This window comes from Methanoregula sp. PtaB.Bin085 (genome assembly GCF_002067035.1).
Classification (GTDB): Archaea; Halobacteriota; Methanomicrobia; order Methanomicrobiales; family Methanospirillaceae; genus Methanoregula.
The window spans coordinates 1-13,487 of sequence record NZ_MVQB01000051.1 but is presented as its reverse complement, the minus strand read 5'-3'; the positions used below and the strand labels follow the sequence as shown (position 1 = coordinate 13,487).

12 protein-coding genes are annotated in these 13,487 nt (G+C 60.1%); 6 read left to right on the top strand and 6 right to left on the bottom strand.

The features are described 5' to 3' along the window. Window positions 1–150: 150 nt before the first annotated feature. Genes A4E33_RS10970 through fdhD form a run of 3 tightly spaced genes read left to right on the top strand, consistent with a single transcriptional unit; the run spans window position 151 to window position 2,125 of the window. Window positions 151–483, top strand: a complete 333-nt coding sequence (locus A4E33_RS10970; protein WP_292348101.1) for a transcriptional regulator — start codon at window positions 151–153, stop codon at window positions 481–483. Between the two features lie 32 nt (window positions 484–515). After that, entirely contained in the window at window positions 516–1,316 is an 801-nt protein-coding gene (larE, locus tag A4E33_RS10965; protein WP_292348099.1) for an ATP-dependent sacrificial sulfur transferase LarE, read from the top strand. A 38-nt stretch (window positions 1,317–1,354) separates the two neighbouring features. Beyond that, a complete protein-coding gene (gene fdhD, locus A4E33_RS10960) occupies window positions 1,355–2,125 on the top strand; it encodes a formate dehydrogenase accessory sulfurtransferase FdhD (protein ID WP_292348097.1) in 771 nt (256 codons plus the stop codon). Here the strand turns inward: fdhD and A4E33_RS10955 are convergent, their stop codons facing one another. Continuing rightward, on the bottom strand, window positions 2,126–3,058 hold the full coding sequence (locus A4E33_RS10955) for a TIGR00269 family protein (protein WP_292348096.1): 933 nt from the start codon (window positions 3,056–3,058) through the stop codon (window positions 2,126–2,128). Window positions 3,059–3,061: 3 nt separating this feature from the next. Beyond that, the gene (locus A4E33_RS10950; protein WP_292348094.1) at window positions 3,062–3,256 is read right to left on the bottom strand and encodes a hypothetical protein; all 195 of its coding nucleotides are present in this window, start codon (window positions 3,254–3,256) and stop codon (window positions 3,062–3,064) included. A 181-nt stretch (window positions 3,257–3,437) separates the two neighbouring features. Here A4E33_RS10950 and nadA point away from each other — a divergent pair, with 181 nt between their 5' ends. Continuing rightward, window positions 3,438–4,346: a quinolinate synthase NadA gene (nadA, locus tag A4E33_RS10945; RefSeq protein ID WP_292348093.1), complete on the top strand. Its 909-nt coding sequence runs from the start codon at window positions 3,438–3,440 to the stop codon at window positions 4,344–4,346. A gap of 179 nt (window positions 4,347–4,525) precedes the next feature. Then, the gene (locus tag A4E33_RS10940; RefSeq protein WP_292348091.1) at window positions 4,526–6,787 is read left to right on the top strand and encodes an RND family transporter; all 2,262 of its coding nucleotides are present in this window, start codon (window positions 4,526–4,528) and stop codon (window positions 6,785–6,787) included. 39 nt (window positions 6,788–6,826) lie between these two features. Here A4E33_RS10940 and A4E33_RS10935 read toward each other — a convergent pair whose 3' ends face one another. Then, a complete protein-coding gene (locus tag A4E33_RS10935) occupies window positions 6,827–7,084 on the bottom strand; it encodes a hypothetical protein (protein WP_292348089.1) in 258 nt (85 codons plus the stop codon). Window positions 7,085–7,088: 4 nt separating this feature from the next. Next, window positions 7,089–7,784 carry an SOS response-associated peptidase gene (locus A4E33_RS10930; RefSeq protein WP_292348087.1) on the bottom strand — a complete coding sequence of 232 codons (696 nt, stop codon included), beginning with the start codon at window positions 7,782–7,784 and terminating at the stop codon, window positions 7,089–7,091. A 408-nt stretch (window positions 7,785–8,192) separates the two neighbouring features. On the opposite strand from A4E33_RS10930, the gene A4E33_RS10925 reads away from it, so the two are divergent. After that, window positions 8,193–9,512: a small ribosomal subunit Rsm22 family protein gene (locus A4E33_RS10925; protein WP_292348085.1), complete on the top strand. Its 1,320-nt coding sequence runs from the start codon at window positions 8,193–8,195 to the stop codon at window positions 9,510–9,512. A 216-nt stretch (window positions 9,513–9,728) separates the two neighbouring features. Here A4E33_RS10925 and A4E33_RS10920 read toward each other — a convergent pair whose 3' ends face one another. Both A4E33_RS10920 and A4E33_RS10915 read right to left on the bottom strand, forming a co-directional pair. Further along, complete coding sequence (locus A4E33_RS10920) at window positions 9,729–10,979, bottom strand: LamG domain-containing protein (protein WP_292348083.1); 1,251 nt, start codon at window positions 10,977–10,979, stop codon at window positions 9,729–9,731. A gap of 379 nt (window positions 10,980–11,358) precedes the next feature. After that, on the bottom strand, window positions 11,359–13,487 hold a 2,129-nt coding region (locus tag A4E33_RS10915; RefSeq protein ID WP_292348082.1), incomplete at its 5' end, for a hypothetical protein.

The following is a 13,487-nucleotide window of genomic DNA, read 5'->3' as shown; positions in this document are numbered from 1 at the left end:
GATATTCTTTTGCGTTGAACAGGAACCCACGCCGGCCGGCAGCTGACTGTTCCCGCTACCCGCCACAAGGTATTTGGAATACCGGGGTGAACCACAACTGAGAATGGAACGGATGCTGGTAATACCGGTACCGGACGGGGTCGTGTCCTGATGGAAGCACCGTGCCAGAAGATAGTGTGGGATGTCCTGCCCGCGATCAAGGCTGCCATAGCTGCAGAACTCGTCCGGGAGGGGCTCTCCCAGATCGAGGCCTCGAGGATGCTGGAGATGGCGCCATCGGCAGTCTCCCAGTACCTTTCCGGGAAACGCGGCTGCCGGATCGAGTTCGGTGATGACGTGAAAGAATCCATCAGGCTTCTTGCCCGCGATCTGCTTGATAAAAAGGACGTCAATCTCGTGAAAAGGACCTGCGGGATCTGCCAGCAGCTGAGGGACAGCGAGGACCGGTGCTCGGGACCGGGCAACGGGCCCTGCAGGCCGTAACCTGCGGGCAAAAAACCGGTTCGGGGATATACATGACAGCACGGGAAAAATATGAGAACCTGAGGAAGATCATCGCCGGCCACGGCCCGATGGTGGTTGCCTACTCCGGGGGTGTGGACAGCTCGCTCCTTGCCGCTGTCGCCCGCGACGTACTGGGGGACAAGACCCGCTGCATCCTGCTCGACAGTGCAGTGGTTCCCCGGGCTGCGATTACCCAGGCGCAGGCGGTGGCGGAAGAACTCGGCCTGTCCGTGGACATCATGGCCATCCCCCTGATGGAGTTTGCGGACTTCCGGAAGAACCCAGCCGACCGGTGTTATGTCTGCAAGAAAATCTCAGCGGGGTACCTCAGGCAGCGGGCAAAGGAGCTTGGGTTTGGCTGTATCGCGGACGGCATGAACGTCTCGGACACGCTGGAGCACCGCCCGGGCCTGCAGGCAGCGGACGAGGAAGGCATCGTCCACCCGTTCATCGAGGCGGGGATAACCAAGGACGAGATCCGGACGATTGCCAAAAAACTCAACCTCACTATCTGGCAGAAGCCTTCGGCAGCCTGCCTCTCCTCCCGCATCCCGTACGGGACTGCAATCACGGAGGGGAAGCTGAACATGATCGAGGAAGCCGAGGGGTTCCTCGCCAGCCTCGGTATCGGGCAGCGCCGGGTCCGGCTGCATAACAATATCGCCCGCATCGAAGTGCAGAGGGAGGACATGGTAAAACTGCTGGAGCAGCAGGCAGAAGTGGTACGGTACCTGAAGTCGCTGGGCTTTGCCTACATCACGCTCGACCTCGAAGGATACCGCAGCGGCAGCATGGACGAAGTGCTCAAATGACTCCCCCGGATCAGGAACGCGGCAGAAAAGGCGATACCATGTACAGAAAACTCCCCTGCATCAGGATTGACGGCGAAACAGCAACGGAAGGCCTCCACGAGGTGATCGAGGAGGTCCCGATGGCGCTCTTCATCAACGGCCGGCACGCCATGACAGCGATGATGAGCCCGGTGCAGCTCGAGGACTTTGTCACCGGGTACCTCTTCACCGAGCAGATCATCAGGGGCATCGACGAGATCGAGTCCATCCGGCTCGAGCCGAACCGGATGAGCGTGATAACAAAGAACCTCTTCAAGGTCCTCGGGCCCAAGAAGACCATCCTCTCCGGCTGCGGGGGGAGCACGTCGTTCATCGACACTGCAAAGCTCCCGAAGGTCGCATCGGACTACCGGATCAGCACGGAGGAGATTCGCACGGCAGCAAAAGCCGTCCTCAACTCCGAGCTCCACGCGACAACGGGCGGGATCCACATCGTTGCCCTGCTGGACCACGACCGGATCATCTCGGTCTCCGAGGACATCGGGCGGCACAACGCGCTCGACCGCGTTATCGGGCACGCGCTCCGGAACAAGGTCGATCTGGCGAAGACCTGGGTCATCGTCTCCGGGCGGATCTCGTCCGAGATGGTAAGAAAATGTCTGATCGCGGGCATCCCGATCATCGTCTCGCGGGGCGCAACCACCACACTTGCCGTCGAGACCGCGGACAAGACCGGCCTGACGGTCGCCGGGTTCGCCCGCAGCACGAAAATGGTGGTCTACACCCACGCGTGGCGCATCGAAGGATCGGGTGCGGCCCCGCAGCAGTGATCATCCCCATAACGTCGTTTTCAGCTGGCAGAACTGGCAGAGATCCCTGCTGCACGGGTCGCCGCACTGCCGGCAGCTCCCAAGTGGTTCCCGCGCGGGCTTTCCCGCAAATGCGGTTTCGACCTTCTTCTTGTTCTCCATCAGCCGGAGCATGGTGCCCGGATGGGCGTACTCGATCTGCGCGAGCATGGATCGCACCTCGCGTCGCAGGGCATGAACCGCGTACGGGCACTCCGGCAGGTCGGACCAGGTGCCCTGCACCATGAGGTACGCCGCGATCTCCTTCTCGTGGATGTACATCAGGGGCTTGATCCGGGGGATGAACCGGCCTCCCGAATCTGCACCGGAGTTCCGGACCAGGCGCATCAGGTCACCCCGGAGAAGGTTCATCAGCACCGACTGAGCCTCGTCGTCGAGATTGTGGCCGGTCGCCAGCTTCGTTGCCCCTGCCCGCTCCGCCGCGGTGACCAGCGCCTTCTTCCGGAGGATGCCGCAGATGCTGCAGGCCTGTTCTTCCCTTCCCTGAAGGACGGTGTCGAGCGTTTCCCCGAAGAGATCGGGAAAGGAGACGGTGACGTGCTCCACCCCCAGCCTCTTTACCAGCTCTTCCGCGGAACGGAGGGTCTCGTCCCGGTAGCCGTGGATCCCTTCGTCAACCGTGACTGCGACAAGGCGGATATCGTCCCGGGATGAGAAGAGGCTGTGGAGGAGGAGGAGGAGGGCCGTGCTGTCCTTGCCGCCGCTCAGGGCGACCGCGATGCAGTCGCCGGGCGCAACCTGCCGCTCCGACGCAATGGTGGCAGCCACGCGCCCTTCGATGTCTGCAGCAAGGTGGGCGCCACACAGGTGCCGGCCGGACTCCCGCTGCCGGATCACCGCCGGTTCGCCGCAGACGGAACAGCACGGAACTTTACGGACAGGCTCTTTCTTCACGTTTCAGCCCCCGTGCGAGATCCGGATGACCCGGAGCTCATCGTCGCCGCCCGCAATGGTGTCTTCCGTGACCAGCTTCCCGTTCCGGGAGACCATGACCTCAATGGGATTGATGCCCTCACGCTTCAGGATTGATTCAACGGGGGCCGGGGCCGAACCGACAGTCCTGATCGTCCGGTCCGGGAGGATGAGTTTCATTGCTGTCCGGGTACTGGGTGTCCTGACCCCATAAAGTGCCGGATCGTCCCTGCCGGGTGACGGCATCCCCGCTGGATATCCAAAATCATCTTTGTGGCGCACAACCCCCGCCATGAACGATCCAACCGCAGTATTTGATACACATCATCATCATACAGAATATCACAAACGGAGCTGATCCATGCAGGACATCGCATCCCTCACGCAGGAAATCCGGCACCTGAAGAAGGAGCGGAACGCAATCCTCCTTGTACATAACTACCAGCTGCCGGAAGTCCAGGATATTGCAGACATTACCGGGGATTCGCTCGAACTCTCGCGGGCTGCTGCCACCATGGACGGGGATGTCATCGTCTTCTGCGGCGTGGACTTCATGGCAGAGACCGCTGCCATCCTCTCGCCGGAGAAGACCGTGCTCCTCCCGGCAGGAGACGCCTGCTGCCCGATGGCGCAGATGATCAGTGCCGATGAACTCAGACGTGCCAGGAAGAGGTACCCGGATGCCGCCGTGGTCTGCTATGTCAACACCACTGCAGAGGTGAAGGCGGAGAGCGACATCTGCTGCACCTCCGGAAATGCCCTGAATGTTGTGAGAGCGGTGGAACAGGATGAGATCCTCTTTGTCCCCGACAGGAACCTCGGCATGTACGCGCAGCGGTTCACGAACAAGCGGATCCACCCGTGGGAAGGGTACTGTCTCGTGCACGACCGTATCACACCGGCGCAGGTAGCAGCTGCCCGGCAGGCCCACCCCGGTGCTGTCGTCCTCGTGCATCCGGAGTGCCGGCCGGAGGTCATCGACCGTGCCGATCATGTGGCAAGCACCTCCGGAATGATCAAAGAGGTCTGCCGCTCGCAGGCACGGGAGTTCATCATCGGGACAGAGATCGGGATACTCCACCGGCTCGGCAAAGAATGCCCCGGCAAGACATGCTACCCTCTCGCGGCCGAAGCCGTCTGCCATAACATGAAGAAGACCGATCTCGTGAAGGTGCGGGATACGCTTTTGACCCTCGGGCCCCGCATCACCGTTCCGAAGGACATCGCAGACAGGGCGCGGATCGCAATCGGGCGGATGCTGGCGCTCTGATCCGGCACACCGGCTCCTGTGCGGCTGCCATCCCGGTTCCCTGCCATACCCGCGTTCCCGATAACCTGCCTGCCGAAACTCCCGGCTGTCTGGCAACACGGGGGATCATATCCTTTTTTTAATATTCCGGATGTAATGTACTAGAATACCGGATTGCCTTCCTGACCCAGGGCTGTACCATGCCAGATCCCTACGAAACGCTCGCTTCCCTCATTGTTTCGCGCCCGAAGATGGTGGCGGTCATCTTCTGCATGCTCCTTGCCACTGCCTTTGTTGGCATGTCCTTCATCAGCATGGCAACGGGCATCGATACCTATGTCGACAAGGACACGCGGCGCGGGATGCTCCTCGACAAGTACCTCGACACCTTCCAGTCCGACAACCTGATGATCCTGATCGAAACGGATGATGTCCTGGACCCCGTTGTGCTCGAATACATCGACCGGCTGGAACGGGACGTTGTGCAGGAGCGCTATGTCCGGGGCGCGTCGGGTATCACGGATCTTGTGAAGGGGCAGAACGGCGGCGTGCTGCCGGGAAGCACCGCCGGGATCAGCCGGATCAGGGAGGGAATACCGCCGGAGCTCCTCGCCCTCTATGTCCCGTCCGGGACCATGTCCATCATGGTCGTGAACGTTGACCAGGGTCTTGGGGACGAGCAGGGATTCACGCTGGTGGAAAATGTCGAAAAGCGCGTTGCCCTTTCTCATCCTCCGCCCGGCGTCAGCGTGATTGTGACCGGCAACCAGGCATACTCAAAAGAGATGTCAGACGAGATGGGTTCGTCCATGGGGACGCTCATCATGGTAGCCATGGTCCTGATGGTGATCGCTGTCGGGCTTCTCTTCGGCCACGTGCGGTACCGCCTCCTTCCGGTGTTCATTGTCGGAACCGGCCTCATCTTCACCTTCGGGGTTATCGGGTTCTCCGGCATGCCCATCACGATGGTCACGATCGGTGCGTTCCCGGTCATGATCGGGATCGGGATCGATTATGCCATTCAGTTCCATTCGCGGTTCGATGAGGAGGTGCAAAAATCGCCGATACACAACGCTGTTACAACAACAATCACAAAAACCGGCCCCTCAGTGCTGTACGCGATGCTTGCGACAGCGATGGGATTCCTTGCCCTCTCCATATCGCCGCTCCCCATGATCCGCAGTTTCGGAATCACCTGCGTGATCGGGATCTGCTGCTGTTACCTGTCAGCCATCGTGGTCGTACCCGTTTTCGGGATCCTGGTGCAGTACCGGCCTGTCACAGAGGCAGTGACGAAACACCGTACCGGGGAGCTGTCGAATGTCGAGCGTTTCAACCGGCTGGTCGGAAGCGTTGTAAAAACCGTCTCGCGTCACCCCGTTCCCGTGCTTGCAGCCTGCATCCTGATTGCCGCCGCCGGCTTCCAGCTGGACAACGAGATCATCGTCAATACAGACGAGAAGACCTTTGTCCCGCCCGATATGCCGGCAAAGGTGAACCTGGACAAGGTCCGGCGCACCATGGGCGAGACGTCGGGCATCCCCATATACGTGCAGGGAAGCGATCTCGTATCTCCCGATGTCATCCGCTGGATGGCCGGGTTCCAGGAGTACGAGGCAATGCACAACAGCAAGATCACCGGGTCGGCGAGTATCGCCACGTACGTTCTGCAGTACAACAACAACACCCTGCCGGAGACCGATTACGAACTCACCCGTGTCATGGAGAAGATCCCGCGCCAGATCCGCGACCGGTACGTGAGCGGAAACGGTGTCGCAGTCATCGAGTTCACGCTCGTGTCCATGCCCAACGATGTCGCGATGTCGATGATAGAACGGATGGAGAAGGACCTGGATTGGTACGAACCGCCGCCGGGGGTTTACGCCTCCATCACCGGCACGGGAGAGATGTTCACGAACCTGATCCGGGAGATCCGGGAGGGGAAGACCCGGATGACCATCCTCGGGTTCGCGATGATCCTCGCCTTCCTGTACCTCGTCTACCGGAAGTTTGTCAAGGCTGCAACGCCCCTCGTGCCCATCATCATGATTGTCGGCTGGAACGGGCTGATCATGTTCCTGCTCGCCATCGATTATACACCGCTCACAGCAACGCTCGGATCGATGTCAGTGGGAGTGGCCTCGGAATATACCATCCTGATCATGGAGCGGTACTATGAGGAACGTGAGAACGGGCTGCCCCTTCTCGAAGCGATCCAGTACAGCATCCAGCGGATCGGCACCGCCATCACCGTATCGGGCATGACCACGGTCTTCGGGTTTGCCGCCCTGATGGTCTCCGCGTTCGGCATCATCAGCAACTTCGGGACGGTCACCGTAATCTCGGTCTTCTTTGCGCTGGCAGGAGCCATCATTGTCATGCCGGCAATCCTTGTGCTGGTCGGCCGGATGGAAGACCGGCAGGCCGGAAACGCACAGCAGGCTGGAACTTCCTGCAGGTGATGAGAACACGGCCCGGGAACCGGGTGCACGGTATGCAGGTCAGCGCCCCTTCCGCTCTTCCTGCGCTTTCAGCTGGGCCATGATCCGGTCGTATGTCTCCTGCCCGACGCACTCCTTTGCATATTTGCACCACTGCACGCAGGTCATGATATCATTGTAAACCTCGAACCCGCAGGTACTGCACTTCACAGACACGTCGTTTGAGAAGACCTCGACCTCTTCGCCGCACCGGGGGCATTTCTTTATTGAGAGGGTTGGCGTCCGGATATTCGCGGCGCCCGGGCAGTGGTCCAGCATGATCCTATACCGCAAGATGTGTCTGTGCGCCGGAGGAAGAATCCAGCGGTCGTATCAGGCGCTCGTCGTCAGCTGAAGGGTTGTTGACGAGATCGGATACCGGCCGGGCTTCCATGAGGCCGGCCGGGCAGGGAACAAGGAGTTCCTTTGCTTCTTCCGAGGAGATCGGATCGGGTGCCAGCCAGCGTTCCTCGGCCTGCCGCGAGAGGATGACCGGCATCCGGTCATGGATTGTGGCAACAAGAGGGTTCGCATCGCAGGTGACGATCGTGTACGTGTTGACCGTTACCCCCCCGGGGTTATGCCACTGGTCGTAGAGCCCGGCGAACGCAAAGAGCGGTTCCCCGGTAAGCCGGAAATAATACGGGCTTTTGCGGGTACCTTCTTTCTTCCATTCGTAAAACCCGCTCGCAGGTACAAGGCACCGGCGGGATCTGATGAGTCCCCGGAAGGACGGCTTCTCCGCAAGGGACTCTGCACGGGCATTGATCAACGGCTTTGCAGAACGGATGTCCTTCGTCCACGAGGGGATGAGCCCCCACCGCATGACAACGGCGTGGTTCTCACCTGACCGCACGATCACCGGCATCTCGTTCCCCGGCGCGATGTTGAATCGTGAACGGGCGCCGATCATCGGGTCGAACACCCGGAAGCGGTTGCCGAGATCGTCGATGCAGATGAGCGAGTATCGTCCGCACATGCGTGATCGATTCGGATCTTTGCCGGGAGGGGTATATGAGGCTGCTGGATGCGGTGCGGGATTGATTGAATTTTTCATCCCATAATGACCGTCAGATGAAAAATGATTCGTATATGAATGTGTGAGGGGCCCCGCCTCAGGGCCACTCACGGGGCACGGCGGGGCAGATTACCGAGGATCGCAATAATTACCATGGACGGTAATTGAAGCCGCCACGGGAGCGCCCCCGCGGGGGTGGCGGCAGGAATCCCAATCGGGGGTTTGGGGATTTCTGCATTACCATCAGAGAATGCAGATTCGAGAAGATAATCCGCAGGATTATCTTCAAGCATCAGTCTCCATAATTATTCAAATCAAAGGTAACACCCATACACGTATTACCCGCCGGTGCCTACCTACCGGCAGGTTATGACAGCAGTTCCCGCACCGGCACAACCACCTTCGGTGTATCGGCTCAGCCCGGCCGAAGAGCAGCGGCTCTCGGGTTTTTTTGCTGCCGGCAAGCTTCCCCCGGCTCTCGAGCAGGCGATCGGGGAGTACATGACCAAAAAGGTCGGGAGGGACTGGCACGACCCGGTCATCCTCGAACGGCTCCGCAGGGCGATCGTTGCCCAGAAAGACGATTACTGGAAACCGGCAGGGAAGCGCTCCCTGCAGTACACGAAGGCGTACAGCGTGCTCGGGTACCTTGCCTACCATTTCCCGGTCTACTTCATGCAGACGGAGCACCTGCTCGCCATGCTCGCCCGGGACGGTCTTCTGAAAAAACACATGACCGTCATTGACGCCGGGACCGGGCCCGGGGTGGTCCCGCTTGCCATCGCGGACTTCTGGTCACGGCTCGACGGCGCAACGGCCGATGTCTTCTCCCTGGAGCGGTCGGAAGAGCATATCGAAGCGTTCCTCGCGCTGCGGGACCGGTTCGTGCCCAAAGGGGGCAGGGTCTCCATCAAGCCTCCGGTAAAGGCAGATATCACCCTGCCGGAGTCTGCCAGGATGCCGCAGCAGGCAGACCTCGTCATCTTCTCCAACGTAGTCAACGAGCTGGGTGACAGGACCCCGGAGCAGCGTGCGGACCTCGTCATGCGCTTCGCGGACAGGCTCGCGCCGGACGGCACGCTCCTGATCGTTGAACCGGCAGAGGAGGCGACGTCCACGCAGCTGCGGCTGCTCTCCCTTGCCCTCAAAAAGAAGGGGCTGACCATCCACAGCCCCTGCTCGTACATCCGGGGCACGAACTGCACACCGGACCGGTGCTGGAGTTTTGTCACGGCACCGCCCATACGGCCGACCGCTGCCATGGAGATTCTTGCTTCCGGCAACGAGCCGTTCCGGTACGTGAACACGGACATCAAGTACAGCTATGTCGTGCTCCGGAAAGACCGGAAGACACGGGAAGACTACCGGGTCCCGCACGGTTCGCGGGCGCTCAGGCTCTCCCAGATCAGGAAGCATGCGGAACGGCGGGTTAACATCATTGCCGCGAAGATGTCGGAGAACCTTGGCGACCGGCAGAACCTGATGTTCCGGATCTGCGACGGCACCGCTGATATCCCCGTTTATGCCGTCATCCCATCGTTCCATATCACGCCACAGAACGATCTGGTTGTATCGGCGCCGTACGGGGCGATTCTCCGATTCGAAGGAGTGCTCGTCCGGCACAATCCGAAGCACAACGCATACAATGTGCTCGTGAGCCGGAACACGGCCATAACAAAAGCCGCGTAACCTGCCGGTGTACTTCCGCGATGCCGGGGGCAGGGAACCATCCGGTCAGCATCCGGAAACCGTGATCCTCTCACCATTACGGCATATCCGGCGCAGACCCGGGCGGGCTGGATCAAACGAGAACCGCGGGAACAGGGCCTGGAAAAACCCTGCCGTTTGTCATGTATCAGGAGGAGTTCCGGGTTTTTTTCGGAAAACAGGGGGAATCTAAGGAACTCATGCCTTGCACAACTGGGATTCTATCTCTGCCTGCGACAGCCCGCGGTTGTAGAGGGAGATCCCGCCGATATCCCCGTTGAAATAGAAGTAACTGGATGCTCCCGGCCCGTTCTGTTTGCCGATAGTGACGGGGTTGGGGGTATCGAGGAGCCGGACCACGGGCGGGTTGGGGACGGGAGGAGTGATCGAGCGCGGGTCCACGCCCCTGCTGTACACAAGGTTCTGGGGAACACCGTTATTATACAGGGTCAGGGTGCCGCCCGAGACCGAGACGGAGATATCCTTCCAGCTGTTGGCGGTGAGCTGCGGATCGGTGGTGATGGCCTGGTAATGGACCGAAGGATTGTTCCGGTCGTTCCATTCAAAGACCAGCTTGTCACCTATCTGGAAGAGCTGGTAATTGTCGATCTCGTTGTTGGCAGCATCGAGCTGACCCTTCCCTACGATCTGGTGCCAGGTGTTCGGGTCGTTGGCATTGCCCGTGGTCGTTGGCCGGATAGTAACGGAAAGTGTCATGTCGCCGGTGTAGGACAGGGTCGGATCATTGGGGAATGTCAGGAAATTGTTGCCAATGAACCGGGAATAGGTACGGTTACATGGGCTGGTGTTGTAGGTAAGCGGGCAGATACCGCCGCAGCTCCCGGCAGCCTGCGAGCAGTCTGCCCGGTTGGAGACTGCACCCGATCCGGTACCGACAAGGTAGGTGACCGGCAGCGAGGTCGAACCCATTTTGACATCCGTGGGATAGGTGTTGACCAGAACATGGACATCATCATCGATCATCTTCACGTTCCAAATCCCTTTTGTCATTATCGGAAAACCGGTTTTTGGCGGTGTTTCAGTGATGACGAAATCGCAGGCACTGGCCTGGTTCTTCTGGTAAATGTACAGGGTCTTTCCGTAGAGCTTGCCGGAGATACTGCTCGTATCCAGCGAGATGTTCCGCCCTTCGGGACTTTCGAGCATCAGTGTCACGGGTGTGCCAATTCCCTGTTTCTGGCCGGTCAGGTAGAACGGATCACCCGATTTGGGCAGAAATGTAAGGACATAATCCGGGCTGCTGCCCTGCCCGATCGGCGTGATACCAGCCTCGCCGGCAACATACACGGTCTTTTTCATGTACTTCGGATCTGCAGTCCCTGATACCAGGACGTACACGACCACGGCCAGGGCAAGAACAAGGATGATGACAAGAATCGTCGATGCGGTATCCGAAAGTCCCTTTGGATCAGCTGTTGAGTTTTTCATGAGAGGATGCCTCGTACTTATATCGGAGGGGGGATACAGTTTATTATTATTTTCATATTTCACTATAATAATGTTTCTAAGATCCAGCGGAGTGGAATATCATATTTTATAGATTATTTGATGTTAAATTCCCCGGTGCAATGGTGCCGATGCCGAAGATCTGTCATGAACAGGATGGAGACTTGTTCCATTTCACTCCGCAGAACGAGTGGATTATGCCGGCCCCGTAGTGGGCTGTCCTTCAGTTCAATTCGTACTCGTCCGGTACAGCCAGAAGCATGATGCGCACAACGTGCGCGTGAACCGGAATTCACCGTGAGAAAACGCTATGCAGCCGGACTGATGCCGATCCGGCCGCTGACGGGAACGCTGCCGATCGTCAGGTAAGGATGGTATACGCGTTTGGCAGGGTGAAATACTGCCCGTCAGGGTTGGTCACCCTCACGTCAGCCAGGCCGGGGGTTACCCCGCTCCCGACGGCAAAGGATGTTGTGATCTGGTCCGCGGTCACCGTTCCGGCCGGTGCGGTGTAGAGAGAGGTCGCGCCACGGTACAGGCTCACCCTTGCCCCGGGCTGGAAGCTGGAGCCGGAGACGATGACCGGGCTGACGGTAGTGCCGTGGCGTCCTTCCGTCGGGTTGATCCCTGTCACAACCGGGGCTGCATTCGTCACCGTGAATATTCCTGACGCTGTTGCTGACTGACCATCGGTATTCCTGACGTAGACATTCCACGTGCCGGCGGTTACACCTGCAAGATTGAACGTGCAGGTTATCTGTGACGGGCTGACAACGGTCACGCCCGTGCCGGTGATCGATGTGGACCCCGAACGCTGGAGCTGCACGGTTGCTCCGGGAGCAAACCCGCTGCCTGCAAGGTTCGTGATGGTCACCGGCCAGCCGCGGGCGCCACTGGCCGGGGTGATACCGGTGATGGCCGGTGCAGGGGCAGCGGTAACCGAGAACAGGCTGTCCGAGGTTCCGGACCGCGATCCCGGGTTCGTCACCCGCACCGTGTAGTCGGTATTGACAGGAGCATTGTAGGGAATGGTGAAGGTGCAGGTCAACTGCGTTGGCGATACTACCGTGATGCTGCTTCCGGAGATTGTTGTCCCGCTCCTCCGCAACTGGACTGCCGTCACGCCGGGCTGGAACCCGGTGCCGGTGACTGTTGCAGTGAATGTCTCGTACCTCCGGGCAGAGTTCGGGACGATCTGGCTGATGGTCGGCACATAGTTCGTCACCGTGAAGATACCCGTGGCCGTGCTGAACTGCGTGTCGGTGTTGGTGACACGGACATCCCATGCCTGCGTGTTCCATGACCCTGTCGGAACTGCCGAAAGATCGAACGTGCAGGTGATCAGGCTGGCGGATACAACGGTCACGTTCGTTGCTGTAATCGTTGTGCTTCCGGAGCGTCGCAGCTCGACCGTTGCCCCGGGCTGGAAATTCGAACCGGTGAGGGCGCTGATCTGGACCGGCCAGCCGCGGACATACGTGTTGGGGGTGATCCCGCTGATGGCCGGGGCCGGGCTGTATACCGTGAAGATGCCGGTAGCGGTCCCGGCCTGGGCATCCGGGTTGATGACCCGGACATCCCAGAGACCGGTCGCGGCCCCGGAAAGGTCGAACGTGCAGGTGATCTGCGACGACGACACCACGGTCACGTTTGTTGCAGTAATCGTTGCCGCGCCACGGCGAAGCTGCACCGTTGCCCCCTGCTGGAAGTTCGCGCCGGCCAGGTTCGTGATCGAGACATTCCAGCCGCGGTTGCCGCTGTTGGGCGTGATGGAGGAGATGGTGGGGGGGAGGGCGGGCTGTATCGTGAAGAGGTTGGTGCCGGTACCTGACTGGAGATCAGGGTTGCTGACGGTCACGTTCCACTGGCCGGTTGCTGCACCGAGCAGGTCGGCCGTGCACGAGATCCGCGTCGGGGACACAACGGTGACGTTCGATGCTGTGATCGTGCTCGTTCCACGGTGCAACTGGACGGTGGCTCCGGACAGGAAATTCGTGCCGGTGATGCTGTCGATCTGGACGGGCACGCCGCTGTACGCGGCAACCGGGGAGATCGCAGTGACCGTGGGGGCAGCATTGCTCACGGTAAAGCCGTTCGTAAGGGGTGTTCCGGTCTGGCCGTCCGGGTTCCTGACAACAACGGTATACTGCCCGGCCGCTGCCCCGGCAAGGCTGAAGGAGCTGGTGAGCTGGTTTGCCGAGACAAAGACAACTGAGGTTCCCGGGATATCGGGATAGCCGGAACGGGTGAGCCGCACCGTTGCCCCGCTCTGGAAATTTGCACCGGTGACGCTCGCGCCGGATACCGTGCTTCCGGCAATACCCGCGGAAGGCGTGATCCCGGTGACGACAGGCGCAGGAGCGGATGTCGCCGTGGGGGTTACGCTGGTCTGCGACGGACCGGGCCCGATCTCGCCGAAATTGGCGGATGCCAGCGTGTACGCACCGTGAACGTAGACAACCCGGACCGTCTGGGGCGTCCCGGTGATCG

Coding starts and splice junctions, on each gene's coding strand:
- A4E33_RS10970 (WP_292348101.1), top strand. CDS start 151: ATGGAAGCACCGTGCCAGAAGATAGTGTGGGATGTCCTGCCCGCGATC.
- larE (WP_292348099.1), top strand. CDS start 516: ATGACAGCACGGGAAAAATATGAGAACCTGAGGAAGATCATCGCCGGC.
- fdhD (WP_292348097.1), top strand. CDS start 1,355: ATGTACAGAAAACTCCCCTGCATCAGGATTGACGGCGAAACAGCAACG.
- A4E33_RS10950 (WP_292348094.1), bottom strand. CDS start 3,256: ATGAAACTCATCCTCCCGGACCGGACGATCAGGACTGTCGGTTCGGCC.
- nadA (WP_292348093.1), top strand. CDS start 3,438: ATGCAGGACATCGCATCCCTCACGCAGGAAATCCGGCACCTGAAGAAG.
- A4E33_RS10940 (WP_292348091.1), top strand. CDS start 4,526: ATGCCAGATCCCTACGAAACGCTCGCTTCCCTCATTGTTTCGCGCCCG.
- A4E33_RS10935 (WP_292348089.1), bottom strand. CDS start 7,084: ATGCTGGACCACTGCCCGGGCGCCGCGAATATCCGGACGCCAACCCTC.
- A4E33_RS10930 (WP_292348087.1), bottom strand. CDS start 7,784: ATGTGCGGACGATACTCGCTCATCTGCATCGACGATCTCGGCAACCGC.
- A4E33_RS10925 (WP_292348085.1), top strand. CDS start 8,193: ATGACAGCAGTTCCCGCACCGGCACAACCACCTTCGGTGTATCGGCTC.
- A4E33_RS10920 (WP_292348083.1), bottom strand. CDS start 10,979: ATGAAAAACTCAACAGCTGATCCAAAGGGACTTTCGGATACCGCATCG.